The sequence below is a fragment of the Amycolatopsis aidingensis genome (assembly GCF_018885265.1).
GTDB lineage: Bacteria > Actinomycetota > Actinomycetes > Mycobacteriales > Pseudonocardiaceae > Amycolatopsis > Amycolatopsis aidingensis.
The window spans coordinates 2,299,280-2,318,413 of sequence record NZ_CP076538.1 but is presented as its reverse complement, the minus strand read 5'-3'; the positions used below and the strand labels follow the sequence as shown (position 1 = coordinate 2,318,413).

Sequence of the window (19,134 nt, the reverse complement as noted above, 5' to 3'; positions counted from 1 at the left end):
AACCTCCACTCATGCGCGTCTTGATGCTCTCCTGGGAGTACCCGCCCGTCGTGGTCGGGGGGCTCGCCCGGCATGTCCACGCGCTGGCACGGCATCTTGTCAAGGACGGGCACGAGGTAGTGGTCCTGTGCAGGCATGTCGCGGGCACGGACGCCGAGACGCATCCGACGACCGACCGGGTGGTGGAGGGCGTGCGCATCATCCGGGTCGCCGAGGATCCGATGCATGTCACCTTCGAGCGCGACCTGGTCGCCTGGACGCTCGCGATGGGCCACGCGATGATCCGCGCGGGCACCGAGTTGTTCCGGCACTGGCGCCCCGAGGTCGTGCACGCGCACGACTGGCTGGTGACCCATCCCGCGATCGCGCTCGCCGAGGCGGGCAGGGTCCCGCTGGTGGGGACCATCCACGCGACCGAGGCGGGCAGGCACTCCGGCTGGCTGTCCCACCCGCTGAACCAGCAGGTGCACTCGGTGGAGTGGTGGCTGGCCAACCGGGTGGACGCGCTGATCACCTGCTCCCAGGCCATGCGCATCGAGGTGGCGCACCTGTTCGAGCTCGCGCCCGAGGACATCACCGTGATCCACAACGGGATCGAGGAGCGCAGCTGGCAGGTCACCGAGCAGGAGATCGACCGGGCGCGGCGGGCGCACAGTCCCGCGGGCGCTCCGCTGTTGCTCTACTTCGGACGGCTGGAGTGGGAGAAGGGCGTGCAGGACCTGCTGGACGCGCTGCCCCGGATCCGGCGCGCGCACCAGGGAACCCGGCTGGTGGTCGCCGGGAACGGGCGCCATTTCGAGGAACTGGTGGAGCAGTCCCGCAAACTCCGGATCCGCCGCGCCGTGGACTTCGTCGGCCACCTCTCCGACCGCGACCTGCGCGCCGTGCTGGCAGCCGCGGACGCGGTCGTACTGCCCAGCAGGTACGAGCCGTTCGGGATCGTGGCGCTGGAGGCCGCCGCGGCCAAGGCCCCGCTGGTGGCGTCCACCGCGGGTGGGCTGGGCGAGGTGGTGATCGACGGGGAGACCGGACTGGCCTTCGCTCCGGGCGACATCCCCGCCCTCGTCGGGGCCGTGGATGCCGTGCTCGCCGATGCGAGCGCTGCCGGCAGGCGGGCGCACGCCGCGCAATCCCGCCTGGCCGCCGATTTCGACTGGCACCGGATCGCCGCGGCCACGGCCGCGGTCTACCGGCGAACCCGAATCGGCGAGCCGGCGACCCTGGGTCGCCCCAAGATCGCCACCGGCAACGCCTTCGAGCCCTAAGCGAGGGCTACAGCGGGCACCTCAGGCATTCCACTCCAGTGGGAGCCTTCGAGGTGTGGGCCGCCGACGCCACCGCGGGAGTGGCGGCGCCGAACACCAGCGCCAGGGCAGCGAGCAATCCAGCAACATAACGCGACTTCATGGGCAGACTCCTCGGGGGCAGGGGAGGATCCGTCGTAGGGAGAGCATCCTTGCCCGTAACCAAAGAAACAACCGGGGTTCCACTACGTATCCGCACTTATCAACCAAGTTGCTCCTGCCGGAACAGTGGCTGATGTACCGGGAAGTGTAATCCGGGCTCGGCCCGGTGGCGCTATAGCTTCTTGCCATAACTGCCATGTGATCCACGTTATGTGATCATTCGTGCCGGGAAAGTCATCGCGTTTGCGCCGGACGGACCAATACATTCTGGCCCGTCCGGCGGCGTTCGACAATCAGGCGCCTGCCGGCTGCACCAGGTAGCGGGCGTAGGCGGCAGTGGTGAAGAAGTTCGGCAGCTTCTCGCCAAGCGCGGTCTCCGCGAAGATCGCCCTGGCTTCCTCCAGCCTGGCCTCCGGGCCGAGATCGGCCCGGACCGAGTCGAGCTCCTCGGCCAGCAGCTGGGTGGCGAGCTCGGTGGTCACCGCGGTGCCGTCCTCCAGCTTCGTACCGTTGCGGATCCACTGCCACACCTGGGCCCGCGCGATCTCCGCGGTGGCCGCGTCCTCCATCAGCCCGAAGATCGCCGCGGCCCCGGTGCCGCGCAGCCAGGCGTCGATGTAGCGCAGTCCGACGTTGATGTTCGCGCGCAGGCCCCGCTCGGTCACCACGCCGCCTGCGCTGGCCACGTCCAGCAGGTCCTCGGCCGTGACCACGACGTCCTGGCGCAGCTTGTCCACCTGGTTGGGGCGCTCGCCGAGCACACCGTCGAACACCTCGAGGCAGGTCTGCACCAGCCCGGGATGCGCCACCCACGAGCCGTCGAACCCGTCGGCGGCCTCGCGTTCCTTGTCCTCGCGGACCTTGGCCAGCGCCTCCGCGTTCGCCTCGGGGTCCTTGCTCGGGATGAAAGCGGCCATCCCGCCGATGGCGTGCGCGCCGCGCCGGTGGCAGGTGCTGACCAGCAGCTCGGTGTAGGCCCGCATGAACGGCACGGTCATCGTGACCTGAGCGCGGTCGGGCAGCACGAAGTCCGCCCCGCGCTCGCTGAAGTTCTTGATGACGCTGAAGATGTAGTCCCAGCGCCCCGCGTTCAGCCCGGCGGCGTGCTCGCGCAGCTCGTAGAGGATCTCGTCCATCTGCAGCGCGGCGGTGACCGTCTCGATCAGCACGGTGGCCCGGATACTGCCCTGCGGGATGCCGAGTTCGCGCTGGGCGAGGCGGAACACGTCGTTCCACAGCCGCGCCTCGCGGTGATCCTCCAGCTTCGGCAGGTAGAAGTACGGGCCGCTGCCACGGGCGAGCAACTGCCGCGCGTTGTGGAAGAAGTAGAGCCCGAAGTCCAGGATGCTGGCCGAGATCGGGCGGCCGTCGATCCGGATGTGCTTGTCCACAAGGTGCCAGCCCCGCGGGCGCGCGACGATCGTCGCCGGTTTGTCCCCGATCCGGTAGTGCTTACCGGATTCGGTGGTGAAGTCGATATCGCGGCGGATCGCGTCGAAAAGGTTCAGCTGACCGTCGATGATGTTCTGCCAGGTCGGCGAGGTGGCGTCCTCGAAGTCGGCCAGCCACACCCTGGCGCCGGAGTTCAGCGCGTTCACCGTCATCTTGCGGTCCGTGGGACCGGTGATCTCCACCCTGCGGTCCTCGAGCCCGGGCGCGGCCCCGGCCACCCGCCAGCTGTCGTCCTCCCGGATGGCCCGCGTCTCGGGCAGGAAGTCCAGGGTCTCCTCGCCGGAGGCGATCCGTTCCCTGCGCCTGCGGCGGGCGTCCAGCAGTTCCCGGCGGCGGCCGGCGAACTCGTTGTCCAACCGCGCCACGAAGTCCAGCGCCGCCGGGGTGAGGATCTCGTCGAACCGATCGCCGGCGTGCGCGGCGACCTCGATGCGGTAGTTGAGCCGGTCAGCCATCTTCGGGTCCCTCCACAGTGGAATTTGAGGTGCGGCCCGGCGGGCCCGCACTGGTTGCGGGTCCAGTACGGGCGCTACGCCGCCGGGCCGCCGCCGGTCAGAACTGCGCTTCTTCGGTGGAGCCCTTGAGCGCGGTAGTAGAGCTCTCCGGGTTGAGCGCCGTGCTGACCTGGTCGAACCAGCCGGTGCCGACCTCGCGCTGGTGCTTGGTCGCGGTGTAGCCGCGCTCCTCGGCGGCGAACTCGCGCTCCTGCAGGTCGACGTAGGCTGTCATGCCGTCGGAGGCGTAACCCTTGGCGAGGTCGAACATCGAGTAGTTCAGCGCGTGGAAGCCGGCCAGGGTGATGAACTGGAACTTGTAGCCCATGTGCCCGAGCTCGCGCTGGAACTTCGCGATCGTCGCGTCGTCAAGGTGCTTCTTCCAGTTGAACGACGGCGAGCAGTTGTAGGCCAGCAGCTGGTTCGGGTACTTGTCCTTGATCGCCTCGGCGAACTTCCGCGCCACCTCGAGGTCCGGCTCGGAGGTCTCCATCCACAGCAGATCGGCGTACTTGGCGTAGGCGAGGCCGCGCTCGATGCACGGCTCGATGCCGTTGCGCACCTGGTAGAAGCCCTCCGAGGTGCGGTCGCCGGTGACGAACTTGCGGTCCCGCTCGTCCACATCGCTGGTCAGCAGCGTGGCGGCCTGCGCGTCGGTACGGGCGATGATCACCGAGGGCACCCCGGCGACGTCTGCGGCCAGCCGCGCGGCGTTCAGCGTGCGCTCGTGCTGCTTGGTCGGGATGAGGACCTTGCCACCGAGGTGGCCGCACTTCTTCTCGGAGGCGAGCTGGTCCTCCCAGTGCACCCCGGCCGCACCGGCCGCGATCATGCCCTTCATCAGCTCGAAGGCATTCAGCGGCCCACCGAAGCCCGCCTCGGCGTCGGCCACGATCGGCGCGTACCAGTCGATGCTGGTGTCGCCCTCGGCCCAGGTGATCTGGTCGGCCCGGCCGAGCGCGTTGTTGATCCGGCGGACCACGGCGGGCACCGAGTTGGCCGGGTAGAGGCTCTGGTCCGGGTAGGTCTGCCCGGCGAGGTTCGCGTCCGCGGCCACCTGCCAGCCGGAAAGGTAGATCGCCTTCAGGCCGGCCCGCACCTGCTGGACCGCCTGGTTACCGGTCAGCGCGCCCAGCGCGTGGATGTAGTCCTCGTTCTGCAGCAGGTCCCACAGCTTCTCCGCGCCACGGCGGGCCAGCGTGTTCTCCTCGACGACGCTGCCGCGCAGCTTGACCACCTCGGCCGCAGAGTAGGACCGCTCGACGCCCTGCCAGCGCGGGTCGGTCTCCCACTGCTTGGCGAGCTCCGCTGCCGCCTGTTCCCACTGCTTGGCCTTCTCCACCATCGCCTTGACTCCAACTTTGCGAACTTTGCGATTTCTCGCCTGCTGAAGTCACGATGACATGCGCTGCGAAAACGCCACCAGCCATCCAATTTGCCAATTTTAGCGAAGTTTCCCTATGATGTTGTGAAGGTTGCGAACGAGGAGTTCGCAAGTCCGGACGAACCACCGAGCTTGATCGGTACGGTCCGGAAAACCTTCGGTACAGGACGGTCACGATGGACAAGACATTCGCCGGCCCCCGGCTGCGTCACCTCCGCGAGAGCAGGTCGATGAGCCAGGCCGACCTGGCCAGACTGCTGGAGATCTCCCCCAGCTACCTCAACCAGATCGAGCACAACGCCCGGCCGCTGACCGTGCCGGTGCTGCTGCGCGTTACCGAGGCCTTCGGGGTGGACGCCGAGTTCTTCGCCAACAACGACACCGCCCGGCTGGTCGCCGACGTGCGGGAGGCGCTGCTGGACGAGGCGGTCGCCGCGGAGGTCTCCAGCAGTGAGATCAACGAGCTGGCGAACAACTTGCCGAGCATGGCCGAGGCACTGGTCAAGCTGCATCGCAGGTACCGCAACGCGGTGGAGAACACCGCAGCACTGGTCACCGAGGACGGACGCGGAATGCACGGCAGTGCGGCCGCCCCGCTGCCGCACGAGGAGGTGCGGGACTTCTTCTACGAGCGGGAGAACTACGTCGCCGAGCTGGACGAGCGCGCCGAGCGGATGGCCTCGGCCATGGGACTGCGCCGGGGTGAGGTGCGCGCCCAGCTGCGGGCCAAACTGGACGACACCTACGGGGTGCAGGTGACCAGCGACGGCATCGACGAGGCCGCCGGTGAGCAGCACCGTTACGAGCCGCATGCCCGCATCCTGCGGATGGCGCCCAGCCTGCGGATCGGCCAGCAGGCGTTCCGGATGGCCTCGCAGATCGCGCTGCTGGAGCATGACGACCTGATCACCGAGCTGGCCGACTCCTGGGCGTTCTCCGGCCCGGCCGCCCGCTCGCTGGCCAGGGTGGGGCTGGCCAACTACTTCGCAGGCGCGCTGATCCTGCCGTATCGTCCGTTCCACTCCGCGGCGGAGCACTTCCGCTACGACATCGAGCGGCTGTGCGACCACTTCGGGGTCGGCTTCGAGACCGTCTGCCACCGGCTGTCCACCCTGCAACGCCCGAAGCTGCGCGGGGTGCCGTTCTCCTTCGTCCGGGTGGACCGGGCAGGCAACATGTCGAAACGACAGTCCGCGGCCGGGTTCCACTTCTCCCGGGTGGGCGGTGCATGTCCACTGTGGAACATCTACGAGGCGTTCACCGCGCCCGGCAAGATCTTCACCCAGGTGGCCAGCATGCCGGACGGCAAGAGCTACTTCTGGGTGGCGCGCACGGTGAGCCGCAACATCGGCGGCTACGGCAGCCCGGGCAAGATGTTCAGCGTCGGGCTCGGCTGTGAACTGCGGCATGCCCGCAGGCTGGTGTACTCCACCGGCCTCGACCTGGACGACAAGGCCGCGGCCACCCCGATCGGTATGGGCTGCAAGGTCTGCGAGCGGCAGGCCTGCCCGCAACGGGCCTTCCCCACCATCGGCAAGCAGCTCACCGTGGACGAGAACACCAGCACCTTCGTCCCCTACCCCGCCGTCCCCAAACCCGGCTGAAGTCCTGCGAGTGGCCCGTTCACTGCGAATTCCGCAGTGAACGGGCCACTCACAGCAGTGGGCTCAGTGGGAGTGGTCGTCCGAGTGCCCGTGCGGTTCGGAGGTCACCGGCGGTGTGGTGGTGACGGCGGCGGACGGCGGGGACGTCGGCGCGGACCCGGTCTCGTGCTGCCCGGCAGGTTCGTGCCGGCCAGTGGTCCCGTGGTGCTCGGCGGGACCGTCGTGATCGTGGGTGCCGCCGTGTCCCGCACCGTCGTGCGAGTGGTCGAGACCGGCGACCACCCCGGGCGCCATGGCCGCGACCACGAGTACGGCGGCGCCGCCCAGTGCGAGGCGGTAGCTCCACGGCGCGAACACCGAGGCCCTCCTGCGCGGAAGCAGGCCCCACGCCGCGGTGAGGACCACGACGATCTCCAGCACCGTCGTCAGCGAGCCCGCGACGCCGACGGCCTCCGGGTCACCCGCGTGCGGCCCGAAGGGCAGACCCCAGGTCCGGGTGACCGCCCACAGGGCGATCACGCCGATGTTCGCGGCGATACCGACGACGAGCAGGCTCCGGCGCGGGGCGAGCATCATCGTCGCCGCCCAGCCGAGCTGGAACAGCGCGAGGAGGACGAAGAAGAGCCCGGACAGCATCCACTCCTGCCAGTGACCCGGGGTCACCGCGAGGTGGATGCATGCGGCTCCTGCCGAGGCAAGGGCCGCGACGACCGTGGCGAGCCGGGTATCAGTCTTGCGTTGCATGGTCGAACTCCTTGGTTTGTTGCGGATGTCGGACGGCGCGTCGCGGCGCCGGCTAGACCCGCATCACCTGGAGTTCCCGCACGAGGTCGGGCGGTCCCCGCGCCCCGTTGGCGTGCGCCGGCCGGGTGGCAACGGGTGGCGGCTCCGGAACCGGAACGGCTTCCGGCCATGCATGGACCGAACCGGCTGGATCACTACCGCCGTCGCGGGCGCACGGATAGCCGCAGGGACCATCACCGGCCGGATTGTGCCCGTCCGACGGCCGGCCGTCGTGTGTCTCCGAGTGGTGGTGGTCGACGGGGGCGGCCAGATACGCGGCGTGGCCATGCGTGTGCGGACCGAGTAGGTGACTGACCAGGATCAGGGCGGCCACCAGCGGCAGAAAGGCGGCGCGTCCCGGCACGGCCGGGCATGCTACCCGAATCCAGCCTGCTCAGCTGAGGTCAGGGCTCCAGCAGGGTGCGGGGGTCGGCGGTGCGGGTGGCGGTGCCGATGTTGGGGCCACGGGGCGGGATGCGGTCGTAGTCGGCCGCGTCGAGCCGGTCCACCTGGCCACTGGCGATCGCGGAAAGCATGCCGTCCAGCCCGATGTTCACCGCCCTGGTCAGCATGCCCCGCTGGCGCTGGCCCAGCGTCTGGGTCTGACCGCGGACCTCGAACAGCACCGTCCCGCTCCCGTTCAGCGCGAAGGAGCCGAGCCCGGTACCGGGCAGGTGCAGGTTCTGCGGATAGAGGGTGACGTTGCCGAACACCGGCCGGTGGTTCGCCGCGCCCAGCAGGGCGTTGTACACGGCCACGTTGAGTCGCTTGGAGTAGTCCAGGTCGTAGCGTCCGGCGTACTTCTCGTACCCGGGTGTCGTCGCCGGATCGTCCACGAACCTGCCGGAGATGGACAGGGTCACGAACTCGTCCTGGTCCTCCGGCATCACATAGCACGCGCCCTGGTGATGCAGGTCGACGTAGGTGTCCACCTCACCGAACTCGGCGGCCAGGCCGCGGTACACGTCCCGCACGGCCCTGGCCTCCGGGGTGATGTACCAGCCGGGCTGGGCCGAGCTGCCGGGGAAGTCGGCGGCCTTGGGCACGTAGTTCAGGTCCGGGTTGTAGTCCCGGTTGACGTCGAAGCCGGGGCGGCCGGAGTAGTCATCGCCCTGCAACGAGCCGGTGTAGTAGTTCCACGCGGGCTCGCTGTGCCGCAGCTGCGGGTTGCGGGCCACGACCTCCTGCCAGGTCAGGTCGTTACCGCGCCGGTCGAGCTCGGCGCCGTCCGGGTTCATCTTCGGGATCGCCACGATGGTCAGCCGGTCCCGCCACCGCCGCGCCTTCGCCGAGTCGCTGGTGCCGACCCAGTCCAGCATCTTCAGCAGCGCGTCCGTGCCGGTCTTCTCGTTCCCGTGGATCTCGCTGGTCAGCAGCACCGCCTTGGGTCCGGTGCCCACCCTGGCCGACCAGATCTCCCGGCCGCGGTTGCTGCGGCCGATCTGCGCCACCTCGACGCGCCCCTGGCTCACCCGCTCGATCCGGTCCAGCTCGATGCCCAGCTCGCGGTGATCGGTGAACTCGTAGATCGGCAGCTCACGGGGCCGCTCGCTACAGGCCGGGGCGAGGGTCCGCGGTTCGGCGGTGGCGGCAGGGGCTGCGACGGCGGGGGTCGCGGTGGCGACCAGTGCGAAGGTGCAGAGCGCGGTCAGCAGACGCCGTCTCGACATGTACTTCTTTTACCAACCCTCCGAACCCCGCCGACACCGACTTTCGGCGCGGCGTAATTCCGGATCGCCGTCCCGGCCGGACACTGCGTACCGGAACGAACGCGGGAGGTAACCGGTGACCACCTGGTCGGACGACGAGGACTACGGCCCGAGCATCACACGCCGGATGCTCGGCCTGATCATGCGGCAGCTACGCGAGCAGGCGCGGATGTCCACCATCGAGGCCTGCGAGGCGATCGAGATCTCCCCCGCCACGTTGAGCAGGCTGGAGAACGGCCAGCAGGGCGTGAACGTGCACCTCGCCAAGAGCATGCTGGACGTCTACGGCGAGGTCGGCAGGCACGACGAGATCCTGGACCTCTGCCGCAGGTCACAGCGCAAGGGCTGGTGGGACACCTACGGCGTGAGCGGCCGCGGCTACATCACCATGGAGAGCGACGCGGAAAGCGTCCGCACCTTCCAGGCGCTGCTGATCCCCGGCCTGCTGCAGTCCGAGGACTACGCACGCACCTTGTTCCAGAACAGCGAAAATGTCCGGGCGGACCGGGTGGAGCCGTTGGTCACCGTGCGGATGATCCGCCAGGAACGGCTGCGCGGGGAGCGCAAACCTCTCCGGCTGGAGGCGATCGTGCACGAGGCCGCCCTGCGCTGCCTGGTCGGCGGGATCGAGGTGATGTACGGCCAGTACGCACACCTGGCCGAGTTGGCCAAGCTGCCCACCGTCTCCCTGCGCATCCTGCCCAGCTCGGCGGGAAGTAACGCACGCATGGCGAGCGGCTTCAGCGTGCTGACCTTCCCCGACAAGATCCTGCCGGACACGCTGTACATCGAGCACGCGTTCGGCGGCACGGACACAGAGAAAAAAGCCGAGGTAGACGCTGCTAAAGTCGCGTTCAAACGGCTGCGCGCCAAGGCACTCGACGAGGCCGCGAGCCTGGCGTTCCTGGAGCGGGTGGCCGAGGAACTCAGCTAGCAAGGAGCCCGGCATGCCGCACGCGAACTGGCGGAAGAGCAGCTACAGCGTCGGCGAGGAACAGAGTGACTGCGTCGAGGTGGCGTTCGGCGAAGAAGTAGTGGCTGTCCGGGACTCCAAGCGGCCCGCCGGGCCGCCGCTCACCTTCCCCGCCGACGCCTGGAACCGTTTCCTCCGGGCCGTGCGCGGGGCCTAGGACTCACCCAGGGACTTCTGCAGGGCCTCGTTGGCCTTACGGGCCATGTCCTGCACCGCCGCCCTGCGCTCGGCGTCTGCCTCGTAGTCGGCCTTGCGGTCCCGCACCACCCGCGCGGGTGAACCGACCGCGATCGCGTAGTCCGGGACGTCCCCGCGCACCACCGCATGCGCGCCGAGCACGCAGCCACGGCCGATCCTGGTGCCTTTCAGCACCGAGACCTTGGTGCCGATCCAGCAGTCCGGGCCGATCCGCACCGGGGCCTTCACGATGCCCTGGTCCTTGATCGGCAGGTTGATGTCGGTGGTGACGTGGTCGAAGTCGCAGATGTAGACCCAGTCGGCGATCAGGGACGCGGAGCCGAGCTCGATGTCCAGGTAGCCGTTGATCACGTTCTGCCTGCCGAAGACCGACTTGTCCCCGATCCGCAGTGAGCCTTCGTGGCAGCGGATCGCGTTGCCGTCGCCGATGTGCACCCAGCGGCCGATCTCCATCCGGCCGTAGCCGGGGCGGCAGTGGATCTCCACGTCCTTGCCGAGGAACACCATCCCGCGCAGCACGATATGCGGGTTGGCGATCCGGAACTTGAGCAGACGCCAGTACCGCACCAGGTACCAGGGAGTGTAGGCCCGGTGGCGCAGTACCCAGCGCAGCGAGTCGGCGGTCAGGAACCTCGCCTGCCGGGGGTCGCGGCGCGCCCTGCGCCACGCCTGCACCCTGGACAGTATCGGCGAACCCCACATGGACGTCATGCACCTGACCGTAACCTGTTCTCGGAGGCTCGGCGCAGACAGGAGCGGCATGGGGACCCAGTTGATCATCGACACCGACCCGGGAGTCGACGACGCGTTCGCGATCACCCTCGCGGCGCTCAGCCCGGACGTGGACCTGCTCGGGGTGACCACGGTCTTCGGCAATGTCCCGCTGGCCGCGACCACCCGCAACGCCCAGCGGGTACTCGCCCTGTGCGGGCGGCCGGACGTGCCGGTCGCCGCCGGTGCCGAGCGGCCCCTGGTCTACCCGCAGCCGCACCGGGCCCGCTACGCCCACGGGCTGGACGGCCTCTCCGGCCGGGCCGAGGCGCTGCCCGAACCCGCCCGCGAGCTCGCCCAGGTGGACGCGGTGAACCTGCTGGTCACACTGCTGGAGGCCGCGCAGGAACCGGTGACCATCGCCCCGATCGGGCCGCTGACCAACATCGCCGCGCTACTGGCGGCGCACCCCAGCGTGCGGCCGAAGATCGACCGCCTGGTGATCATGGGTGGCGGGCTGAGCCAGGGCAACGTCACCCCGGCGGCCGAGTTCAACATCTGGAGCGATCCCGAGGCGGCGCGGCGGGTGCTGGTCGAGGAGGAGGTGCCAGCGGTCCTGGTGCCGATGGACCTGACCGTGCGCTGCGCGGTGGACACCGACTGGCTCGGTGCCCTGCGCGAGTCCGGCACGGTCGGCGCCGCGCTGGATGCGCTCACCCCGGACTACCGGGACTACTACCGCAAGGCGCTGGGCTGGAACGGCATCGTCATGCACGACGCGGTCGCCGTCGCGGAGGCGATCAGCCAGGGCATCCTGGAAACCGAGCGGCTGCCGATCGACGTCGACTGCACGCAGGGGCCGTCCAGGGGCGCCACCGTGGTGGACCGGCGCCGGGCCGAGGCCGCGGAGCGCGAGGAGCCACACTCGGCCGTCGACGTCGCGGTGGACACCGATCTGGACGGGCTGCGGGCCTTCGTGCTCGGCAGGCTCACCGGCGGGGGCGGTGACCGGCCATGACCGGCCCTTCTTACCCTGATCCCGTGAATTCGCCGGAGGACCCGCGCCCGGCAGGGCCGCGGCGCAGGCTCTACCTCGCGCTGGGCGCCGCCGCGCTGGTGGTGGCCGTGTTCGTGCTCGCGCTGGTGTACGCCCCGACCGCGGAGGACGGCGGGGACACCACCGCCGCACTGGCAAACCAGCAGGTCTCCGCGACCACGCCCCCGCCCGCGCCGCCACCACCCGCCGCACCCGAGCAGCAGGGGCCGCCCGAGCCCTCCGGCATCAGGTTCGAGGGATGGGTGGACGAGGTCGCGGGCTGGCTGGACATCCCGCGCCGGGCGATGCACGCCTACGCCGCCGCCACCGTGGCGCTCGGCGAGGAACGGCCGGGATGCAAGCTGTCCTGGGTGACCCTGGCCGGAATCGGCAAGACCATGACCGACCACGGGCGGGCAGGCGGCGGGCAGCTCGGCGAGGACGGCCTGCCTAGCTCTCCGATCGGCACGATCGAGCTGCGCGATGTCACCGGGAAGGTGGTCTCGGTCTCCGGGGCCGCCGGACCGCTGCAGCTGTCCCCCGCGGTATGGGAGAAGTGGGGCCGTAGCGCCGGTTCCGGCGAGCCGGACGTGCAGAACGTGGACGATGCCGCGCTGACCGCGGGGCATGCCCTGTGCGCCGGTGGCGGCAACCTGGCCAATGGCAAGGACTGGCTGGCCGCCGTGTCCACCCTGCAGGACGCGCCGCTGTTCCTGCACCGCGTGCTGGCCACCGCGAACGTCTACGGCACCGTGGGGCAGCGCGAGTCCCCGCCGAACCCGGCCGCGCTGCAGGCGGTCAGCTTCGCGATCGAGAAGATCGGCCTGCCCTACATCTGGGGCGGCAACGGTAAGGAGAAAGGTGATCCCGGTTTCGACTGCTCCGGGCTGACCACCGCGGCCTACGCCAGCGCCGGGATCACGCTGAAACGCACCGCGCACTGGCAGTACGGCAGCGTACCGTTGGTCCCGGCGGATGAGGAACCGCGCCTGGGTGACCTGATCTTCTACGGCAACCCGGACACCAAGATCCACCACGTCGGCATCTACATCGGTAACCAGCAGATGATCGACGCGCCCACCTTCGGCCAGGCCGTGCAGGTGCACAACTACCGCAAGCCCAACGACAGCTACGCGGGCGCGGGCCGACCGGCCAACTGACCATTATTGCATCTGATGCAACATTGGCCACGGTTTGATGTTGTGTCATCGCCTGGGCCACCTACCACGCCGCCGCACGAATAGCGTTCTCCGCGAGCCGTCGAACGGCACGTCGGAAAACCGCCAGCCACGCCAGCGATCACTTCGTAGCATCCGGACATGCGCATTCGACATCGTCACCGGGAGCCCCGGGTGCACGCCGACGCCTACGTGGCACCGACCGCGACCCTCATCGGTGACGTGGAAGTGGCCGCACACGCACGTGTTCTTTCGGGCGCCGTGCTGGACGCTGAAGGCTCACGGGTGACGATCGGCGACCACAGCATCATCGGCGAGCACGCCGTACTCCGCGCGTCCGCGGTGGCCGGGCCGCAACCGGTCGATGTCGGCGATCATGTGTTCGTCGGCCCGCATGCGACGTTGCTGGGGTGCACGGTCGCCCGTTGCTCCTACCTGGCGACGGCCGTGACCGTACTGCAGACAGCGAGGCTCGACGAGGGCACCACCGTCGCGGTCAGTGCCCTGGTGCACGCGCGCACCGTGACTCCGGCGGAGTACTTCGTGCCCCCGTTCACCGTCGCGCTGGGCGACCCGGTACGACTACTGGCCGCCGACGACCCGGCACTGCCCGAAGCCATCCGCGAGGTGGGCTTCGCCGAAACCGCGTTCGGTGCCACAGCAACGTGGACCGACCGGATACAGCGCACCAAACACGCCACCGAAACGCGCTCAGCCGAGCTCAGCGCCCACCAGGATGACGTCGTACTCTGACCCATAAACCGATACGGAAGAGGAATACGACAGGGTTCGAATACTGTCGCTCCACCAGTTAAATAGCATCCGTGTAGTTTCCGCGTGCAGATGACAGTTGTCCAATCATTTGATCAGATACCGCGGAAAGAGTGCCAAGCAGGCCCCGGTCTCCCATCTCTGACCCACGGTGCCTGGACGGGCTCCCCGGTCGTCAGCGTCTCCTAGCCGCGTACGGGCTCGTAGCGCAGGAGGACCGCGCCCGACGAGAAGGTGCGGTTCTCCACCAGCTCCAGCTTCAGCCACTTGTCCAGTGACGGGAAGAACGGGGTGCCGCCGCCGATCGCGACCGGCGTGACCAGCACCTGGAACTCGTCCACGAGGCCGGCCCGGACCAGGGGCGCGGCGAGCGTGGCGCCACCCACTTCCATCAGGCCGTCGGTCTCGGCCTTGAGCCTCCTCGCGACCTCGACGACGTCACCCCGCTCCAACCTGGAGTTCCAGTCGACCGACTCCAGGTTCTGCGAGAACACCACCTTCGGCATCGCGAGCCACAGCCGGGCGTACTCGGCCTCCACCGGGGGCACGCCGGGTGCCTGGCCGGCGGTCGGCCAGTGGGCTGACATCAGCTCGTACAGCTTCCGGCCGTACAGCGACAGCGCGATGTCCCTGGTCCGGTCGTTCCAGTACTGGTGCAACTCGTCGTCCGGCACGCTCCAGCCGAGGTCGCCGTTCGCGTCGGTGGTGTAGCCGTCCACCGAGACGTTCATGCCATAGGTCAGCTTTCCCATGGCAGTACAGACTGCCGGGTCGGGAGAAACTCATCGGGATTGGGCGGTGTTGGATTGCCTCGCTCCGCTCGCGCGGCACAGGCCTGTACCCGGTGTCCTCCCGGATCTCCACCCTGATCGAGATCACCGCCACCCCAGCCCAGGTGCGCAAGACCGGCACTGGCAAGGCCGCTGGCGCCGATAAACCGTCACCACGGCGCACCACGATCCGCCCGACCACGGGCACTGTGATGGGAACCCGCGCCGCGCCAGCTGCCCAGACCGGCGACGCCGGGCCAAGTTTACGGGGTGGCGCTACGCGCCCGGATCGCGCAGACGAATCTGGACGAGCTCGGCGAGTGGATCGCCGCGGCGGTCCCGGGCTTGGCCGAGGCGGTCGCGCGGGAGGTGATCGAGAGGGTCGCGTTGGGGCGCAAGGGTTTGTCGATGCTGCAAGATTATCTCAGGCGACGCGCTCATGAGACGATCTCACAGTGGCCCACCATGACCGTTCTGTCGAGGATCTACTCAACTTCCTGCTGATGCGGCTTGACGAGACCGGCTTCGAACAGCTCGTCGCCCATGAACCTACGCGCATGATGGCCCCATACTTCGAAGGCGGCGGAGGCCGCGCGGAAACACGAGGGGCAATGTTCACCGGCTGCGCAACATGCTCGCAGATTCCTGCCGGTTCAGTCTTCCCCAGCTACCTCCACATCAACGTCGAGGCATGGCCATGCCTGCATGTCCGATCTCTGGCGCTGCCGCTCGCCGACGACCCGGACTACCGAGACGGGTGGCAGCCGGAATACACCCGCTACGCTTCCGGGAAGCTCATCCACCAAGATCACGACCTTCGGCAGCCCCATCAGCTCGCCGGCCAGTGAAAGTGGGGCCACATAACTCCGTCACCGCCAAAGACCTCAGCTACGAGCTCTGACAGCCAGCGGAAAACGGTGCTGAACCTGCTCGTCCCTCGCAACGGGCCGCGAGACCGTCGAGCACGCAATCCAGACCGAACGCGAACTCGGCGTCGGGGTCGAGTTCCTCTGCTTCGTGGACGCGGCGGGCGAGCGTCGGGTGCTCGCCCGCCGCGAGGACCTCGCTGATGTAGGGGCCGACGCTGCGCTGCCACTGCTCCTTGGTGAGGCCGGTGCGCTGCTCGGCGTGCCGAGCGGCCTGCTGGGCGGCCACCGAGCCCAGCACGTACGCGTGCACGGCGCCGAGCGCCTGCGAGGCCAGGGTGATGTCGGGCGTGAGCGCGACGGCGGCGCGCAGCGCGGATTCGGACCGCCGCAACGAGTTGGGGCCGAGCGAGGGCCTGCCCGCCAGTTCGCCCGCCAGCCATGGGTGCCGCAGCAGGGTCGCGCGCAGCGCGTGCGCGACCGCGGCCAGGTCGGCGCGCCAGTCCCCGCGGGCTCGGGGAGCGGCTCCTCGCCCTGCGCCGCGTCGACCATCAGCTCCACCAACTCGTCACGGTTGGTGATGTAGCGGTAGAGGGTGGCCGTCCCGGAACCGAGGTCGCCCGCGACCCGGCGCATCGACACCGCGGCCAAGCCCTCCGCGTCGGCGATGGCCAGCGCGGTGGCCACGTACTGGTCCACCCCCGGTGCGCGCCGGCGGGGTTCGGGGCGAGGCCTGGTCCACACCGACGAAGGAGCGGGTTCGGTCATGGGTGGCTCCCTTCTTCGTTGACCGGCATTCTACCTTCTGGCTACGGTGTATCCATGACGGAAACAGCGTATCCAGAAGTGGCGGTGCTGGTGGCCGGAGGCGGCAGCGTCGGGCTGCTCACCGCGGCGCTGCTCGCCCACCACGGCGTCCCCGCGGTGCTCGTCGAACGCCGGTCCGGGCCGTCGGTCCACCCGCGCGCCACCGGCATCGGGCCGCGTACCGTCGAGGTCCTGCGCGAGCTCGGGCTGGACACCGCCGTCGACGCCGCCGCGGTCGACCTCCGGGGCGGCGCGGGCAAGGCGGTGGCGCGGACCGTCGTCGAGATGGGCGCGGGCGACGTCACGACCATGCCCATGCCGGCCCCGTCCGCAGATGAACTGGACACGACGCCGTTCCGGCTGCGCGGCGTCTGCGCGCAGGACCGGCTCGACGCCGTGGTGGCGGCCGACCTGGCGCGCCGTGGAGCGGATCTGCGCTGGTCGACCCGCCTGGTCGGGATCTCGCAGGACGCCGAAGGGGTCGACGTCGAGCTGGCGGGGCCCCACAGCCGCTACTCGCTGCGCTGCGCGCGCGTGGTGGCCGCGGACGGCACGCACAGCGCCGTGCGGACCGCGCTCGGCGTGGGCACCTCCGGGGCGGGCGACCTGGGCAAGTCGATGATCAATATCCTGTTCCGCGCCGACCTCCGACCCCACCTGCGGGGAATGTCCTTCGCCACCTGCACGATCACCACGCCGGATGCACCCGGCCTGCTGGCGACCGTGGACGGCGAAACGAACTGGGTCTTCCACGTCGCTTGCGACGTCGACGGGGGCGAGCGCCCCGAGGACTTCACGCACGAGCGCTGCGCCGCGGTCGTCCGGGCGGCGGTCGGCGATCCCGACCTCGACGTCGAGGTGCGCAGCGTGCTCCCGTGGCGGCCCCGCAGCTGCCTGGCCGACCGCTTCGCCGTCGGCCGCGTGTTCCTCGTCGGCGACGCCGCGCACACCGTGTCGCCGCTGGGCGCGTTCGGCCTCAACACCGGGGTCGCCGACGCGCACAACCTGGCGTGGAAGCTGGCCGCCGTGCACAAGGGTGAGGCGGGTGCCGGGCTGCTCGGCACCTACGCGCAGGAGCGCGAGCCGGTCGCCGCGGCGACGCTGGACCAGGCGATGCGCAGGCTCGCCGACCCGCAGCTGCACTGGGGGCAAGGGCCCGAGGCCGACGCCGCCAGGGCGGCGGCAGGGGTGTGGGCGGCGCCGGTCGTGCACCTCGGCCAGCGCTACGACTCGGCAGCCGTCGTCGACCCGCGGCCGGAACTCCCGTCCACGGTGGACCTGGCGGTGGCGCTGGACGGCTCGCCGGGCTCACGGGTGCCCCACACGTGGGTCGACGGGGTCTCCACGCTCGACCTGGTCGCGTCCCGATGGACCCTGCTGGTGGGCCCCGCGGGCGAGCAGTGGCTCGCCGCCGCGGCGGACGTCGGCCTACCGGCGCACCGGGTCCGCGCACCGTGGCTGCCCGACGATGGTGCCCTGCTCGTGCGACCGGACGCGATCATCGCGATGCGGGCCACGGCACCGGTCCTGGACCCGGCGCGGTTCCTCGCCGACATCCTGCACCAGGTGCTGGCCAGGCGAGTCGCGGTGCCGAGCACCTGACGGGGCACCCCGACGGAGGCACCCCGACAGGGGCCCTGGGCCACTGGCCCCACTCGAACACACGTGGACGTTCGGATCCAATGCCTTGTCAAACCGGCACCGTATGGAACCCCCTATGCACCTGTGTCCGTCGCGTTCGGCCAGGGTGCCGTACTCCGCAGCCGCGTCGCCGGTGTCGCGGAGGTGGCGAAGGGTGGCCAGCACGTTGTCGTACCCGGCTCGCAGCAGGTGCAGCGCGTGCAGCTGCCGGGAACCGTCCACCCGAACGACGCCGGCCACGCGGCGATCGCCGAGGTCTTCGACCTTGGCCTGTTCCGGGAGTAGGGCGTGATCCCTATCGCGCCTTGGCGTGGTAGGCGAGCCGGTCGGCCAGCGCTCGCACCAGGTCACCGAGAGCGTCGGGTTGTTCGACGACGAACGGCCGGTCGAGCGCGGCGAGCAGGGGTGGTATCCATTCGAGCCGTTGTGCCCGTATCCGGGCCCGTACCCAGGAAGTGCCGGGATCGATCTCCTCCAGGGTGGCGACCGACGGCGGGAAGACGGAGCGGATCTGTTCGGGCTTCGATCGAATCCGCACGGACACCTCGTGCTGGTACGGCGCCTCGGCGAGCGCGGCCAGCACCCGCTGGGCGGGGTCGAATCCGGCCGGTGTGTCGAATGTTCCGACACGCATCTCGGCGATCGTGATCCGGTCGATGCGGAACGTGCGTACCTGCCCGCTCGCGGAGTCGAAGCCACTCAGGTACCACCGCCCGGAGTGCGCCACGACCCCGTACGGGTGGACGACGCGTTCGCTGGCACCACCATGGCCTGCGGTGTAGGCGATCTCGACCGGGCGGCGTTCCCGTGCTGCCTCCGCGACGGTGAGCAGTGTCTCCGCCTCCGCCGTGCGTGCAGCTCGTGCGGGCGCGGTGAAGTCGGCGATCTCCAGCAGCGCGTCGAGCCTGCGGCCAAGGGCTTCGGGCAGCACTCGTCGGACTTTCGCGACCGCGCTCTCGGCGGCTGCGACCGAGGTTGTGATCAGCCCGGCGCGCCTGCCCGCGACCAGACCGAGCAGGACGGCGAGCGCCTCCTCGTCGGTGAGCATCAGCGGGGGCATCCGGTAGCCAGGGGACAGTCGGTACCCGCCGTGCCGCCCGCGCACCGAACGGACCGGGATGTCCAGGTCAAGGAGGTGGTCGACGTAGCGGCGGACCGTGCGCTCATCCACGTCGAGTCGCCTGGCGAGCTCGGCGACGGTGCGGGTACCGCCGCGCTGGAGGATCTCCAGCAAGGCCAGCACACGGGCGATCGGCCGAGTCACGGACAGAATCCTGCCAATACCGGGCGGATCCTGTCCACTATCGCCCCTAGCGTGTCCGGTGTACCCGGAGGACGGGTCAGAAACCGC

The 19,134-nt window shown here is 69.7% G+C and carries 19 protein-coding genes; 10 read left to right on the top strand and 9 right to left on the bottom strand.

Annotated elements, in window-relative coordinates; translation table 11 throughout:
• Window positions 1–11 precede the first annotated feature (11 nt).
• Window positions 12–1,265, top strand: coding sequence for a glycosyltransferase family 4 protein (locus tag KOI47_RS11035; RefSeq protein ID WP_216215884.1), 1,254 nt, complete (start codon window positions 12–14; stop codon window positions 1,263–1,265).
• 434 nt (window positions 1,266–1,699) lie between these two features.
• Here KOI47_RS11035 and aceB read toward each other — a convergent pair whose 3' ends face one another.
• Window positions 1,700–3,313: a malate synthase A gene (gene aceB, locus KOI47_RS11030; RefSeq protein WP_216215883.1), complete on the bottom strand. Its 1,614-nt coding sequence runs from the start codon at window positions 3,311–3,313 to the stop codon at window positions 1,700–1,702.
• Between the two features lie 97 nt (window positions 3,314–3,410).
• Window positions 3,411–4,697 carry an isocitrate lyase gene (gene aceA / locus KOI47_RS11025; protein WP_216215882.1) on the bottom strand — a complete coding sequence of 429 codons (1,287 nt, stop codon included), beginning with the start codon at window positions 4,695–4,697 and terminating at the stop codon, window positions 3,411–3,413.
• A 215-nt stretch (window positions 4,698–4,912) separates the two neighbouring features.
• Between aceA and KOI47_RS11020 the strand changes: the two genes are divergently transcribed.
• Window positions 4,913–6,340 (top strand): short-chain fatty acyl-CoA regulator family protein, encoded by a 1,428-nt coding sequence (locus KOI47_RS11020; protein WP_216215881.1) that lies wholly within the window; start codon window positions 4,913–4,915, stop codon window positions 6,338–6,340.
• A gap of 63 nt (window positions 6,341–6,403) precedes the next feature.
• On the opposite strand, the gene KOI47_RS11015 is transcribed toward KOI47_RS11020, so the two are convergent.
• From KOI47_RS11015 to KOI47_RS11005, 3 genes are read right to left on the bottom strand one after another with little or no spacing between them, the layout of a single operon-like run.
• On the bottom strand, window positions 6,404–7,084 hold the full coding sequence (locus KOI47_RS11015) for a hypothetical protein (protein ID WP_216215880.1): 681 nt from the start codon (window positions 7,082–7,084) through the stop codon (window positions 6,404–6,406).
• Window positions 7,085–7,136: 52 nt separating this feature from the next.
• A complete protein-coding gene (locus KOI47_RS11010) occupies window positions 7,137–7,487 on the bottom strand; it encodes a hypothetical protein (RefSeq protein ID WP_216215879.1) in 351 nt (116 codons plus the stop codon).
• A 40-nt stretch (window positions 7,488–7,527) separates the two neighbouring features.
• On the bottom strand, window positions 7,528–8,793 hold the full coding sequence (locus KOI47_RS11005; protein ID WP_216215878.1) for a M14 family zinc carboxypeptidase: 1,266 nt from the start codon (window positions 8,791–8,793) through the stop codon (window positions 7,528–7,530).
• A gap of 115 nt (window positions 8,794–8,908) precedes the next feature.
• Here KOI47_RS11005 and KOI47_RS11000 point away from each other — a divergent pair, with 115 nt between their 5' ends.
• The gene (locus tag KOI47_RS11000) at window positions 8,909–9,766 is read left to right on the top strand and encodes a helix-turn-helix domain-containing protein (RefSeq protein ID WP_216215877.1); all 858 of its coding nucleotides are present in this window, start codon (window positions 8,909–8,911) and stop codon (window positions 9,764–9,766) included.
• A gap of 13 nt (window positions 9,767–9,779) precedes the next feature.
• Entirely contained in the window at window positions 9,780–9,962 is a 183-nt protein-coding gene (locus KOI47_RS10995) for a DUF397 domain-containing protein (RefSeq protein WP_216215876.1), read from the top strand.
• On the opposite strand, the gene KOI47_RS10990 is transcribed toward KOI47_RS10995, so the two are convergent.
• Complete coding sequence (locus KOI47_RS10990) at window positions 9,959–10,714, bottom strand: acyltransferase (protein ID WP_216215875.1); 756 nt, start codon at window positions 10,712–10,714, stop codon at window positions 9,959–9,961. The genes KOI47_RS10995 and KOI47_RS10990 overlap by 4 nt on opposite strands.
• 49 nt (window positions 10,715–10,763) lie before the next feature.
• Here KOI47_RS10990 and KOI47_RS10985 point away from each other — a divergent pair, with 49 nt between their 5' ends.
• From KOI47_RS10985 to KOI47_RS10975, 3 genes are all read left to right on the top strand, one after another.
• A complete protein-coding gene (locus KOI47_RS10985; protein WP_216215874.1) occupies window positions 10,764–11,732 on the top strand; it encodes a nucleoside hydrolase in 969 nt (322 codons plus the stop codon).
• On the top strand, window positions 11,729–12,910 hold the full coding sequence (locus KOI47_RS10980; protein ID WP_216215873.1) for a C40 family peptidase: 1,182 nt from the start codon (window positions 11,729–11,731) through the stop codon (window positions 12,908–12,910). Before KOI47_RS10985 ends, KOI47_RS10980 begins: the two co-directional genes overlap by 4 nt.
• Before the next feature lie 159 nt (window positions 12,911–13,069).
• Entirely contained in the window at window positions 13,070–13,681 is a 612-nt protein-coding gene (locus KOI47_RS10975) for a gamma carbonic anhydrase family protein (RefSeq protein WP_216215872.1), read from the top strand.
• A 203-nt stretch (window positions 13,682–13,884) separates the two neighbouring features.
• Here the strand turns inward: KOI47_RS10975 and KOI47_RS10970 are convergent, their stop codons facing one another.
• Window positions 13,885–14,451 carry a dihydrofolate reductase family protein gene (locus KOI47_RS10970; RefSeq protein ID WP_216215871.1) on the bottom strand — a complete coding sequence of 189 codons (567 nt, stop codon included), beginning with the start codon at window positions 14,449–14,451 and terminating at the stop codon, window positions 13,885–13,887.
• 473 nt (window positions 14,452–14,924) lie between these two features.
• Here KOI47_RS10970 and KOI47_RS10965 point away from each other — a divergent pair, with 473 nt between their 5' ends.
• Window positions 14,925–15,317, top strand: coding sequence for a hypothetical protein (locus KOI47_RS10965; protein WP_216215870.1), 393 nt, complete (start codon window positions 14,925–14,927; stop codon window positions 15,315–15,317).
• A gap of 40 nt (window positions 15,318–15,357) precedes the next feature.
• Here the strand turns inward: KOI47_RS10965 and KOI47_RS35495 are convergent, their stop codons facing one another.
• Window positions 15,358–15,789 carry a TetR/AcrR family transcriptional regulator C-terminal domain-containing protein gene (locus KOI47_RS35495; RefSeq protein ID WP_408629930.1) on the bottom strand — a complete coding sequence of 144 codons (432 nt, stop codon included), beginning with the start codon at window positions 15,787–15,789 and terminating at the stop codon, window positions 15,358–15,360.
• 368 nt (window positions 15,790–16,157) lie between these two features.
• On the opposite strand from KOI47_RS35495, the gene KOI47_RS10955 reads away from it, so the two are divergent.
• Both KOI47_RS10955 and KOI47_RS10950 read left to right on the top strand, forming a co-directional pair.
• Window positions 16,158–17,744, top strand: coding sequence for an FAD-dependent monooxygenase (locus tag KOI47_RS10955; RefSeq protein WP_216215868.1), 1,587 nt, complete (start codon window positions 16,158–16,160; stop codon window positions 17,742–17,744).
• Between the two features lie 123 nt (window positions 17,745–17,867).
• Complete coding sequence (locus KOI47_RS10950; RefSeq protein ID WP_216215867.1) at window positions 17,868–18,068, top strand: hypothetical protein; 201 nt, start codon at window positions 17,868–17,870, stop codon at window positions 18,066–18,068.
• Between the two features lie 10 nt (window positions 18,069–18,078).
• On the opposite strand, the gene KOI47_RS10945 is transcribed toward KOI47_RS10950, so the two are convergent.
• Window positions 18,079–19,047, bottom strand: a complete 969-nt coding sequence (locus KOI47_RS10945; RefSeq protein WP_216215866.1) for a helix-turn-helix transcriptional regulator — start codon at window positions 19,045–19,047, stop codon at window positions 18,079–18,081.
• Window positions 19,048–19,134 lie beyond the last annotated feature (87 nt).

Excerpts from the sequence above, each read along its gene's own strand:
- KOI47_RS10970 (WP_216215871.1), bottom strand. The coding sequence starts at position 14,451 with ATGGGAAAGCTGACCTATGGCATGAACGTCTCGGTGGACGGCTACACC.
- KOI47_RS10980 (WP_216215873.1), top strand. The coding sequence starts at position 11,729 with ATGACCGGCCCTTCTTACCCTGATCCCGTGAATTCGCCGGAGGACCCG.
- KOI47_RS11005 (WP_216215878.1), bottom strand. The coding sequence starts at position 8,793 with ATGTCGAGACGGCGTCTGCTGACCGCGCTCTGCACCTTCGCACTGGTC.
- KOI47_RS10955 (WP_216215868.1), top strand. The coding sequence starts at position 16,158 with ATGACGGAAACAGCGTATCCAGAAGTGGCGGTGCTGGTGGCCGGAGGC.
- KOI47_RS11015 (WP_216215880.1), bottom strand. The coding sequence starts at position 7,084 with ATGCAACGCAAGACTGATACCCGGCTCGCCACGGTCGTCGCGGCCCTT.
- KOI47_RS10985 (WP_216215874.1), top strand. The coding sequence starts at position 10,764 with ATGGGGACCCAGTTGATCATCGACACCGACCCGGGAGTCGACGACGCG.
- KOI47_RS11035 (WP_216215884.1), top strand. The coding sequence starts at position 12 with ATGCGCGTCTTGATGCTCTCCTGGGAGTACCCGCCCGTCGTGGTCGGG.
- KOI47_RS10975 (WP_216215872.1), top strand. The coding sequence starts at position 13,070 with ATGCGCATTCGACATCGTCACCGGGAGCCCCGGGTGCACGCCGACGCC.
- KOI47_RS10990 (WP_216215875.1), bottom strand. The coding sequence starts at position 10,714 with ATGACGTCCATGTGGGGTTCGCCGATACTGTCCAGGGTGCAGGCGTGG.
- KOI47_RS11020 (WP_216215881.1), top strand. The coding sequence starts at position 4,913 with ATGGACAAGACATTCGCCGGCCCCCGGCTGCGTCACCTCCGCGAGAGC.
- aceA (WP_216215882.1), bottom strand. The coding sequence starts at position 4,697 with ATGGTGGAGAAGGCCAAGCAGTGGGAACAGGCGGCAGCGGAGCTCGCC.
- KOI47_RS10995 (WP_216215876.1), top strand. The coding sequence starts at position 9,780 with ATGCCGCACGCGAACTGGCGGAAGAGCAGCTACAGCGTCGGCGAGGAA.
- aceB (WP_216215883.1), bottom strand. The coding sequence starts at position 3,313 with ATGGCTGACCGGCTCAACTACCGCATCGAGGTCGCCGCGCACGCCGGC.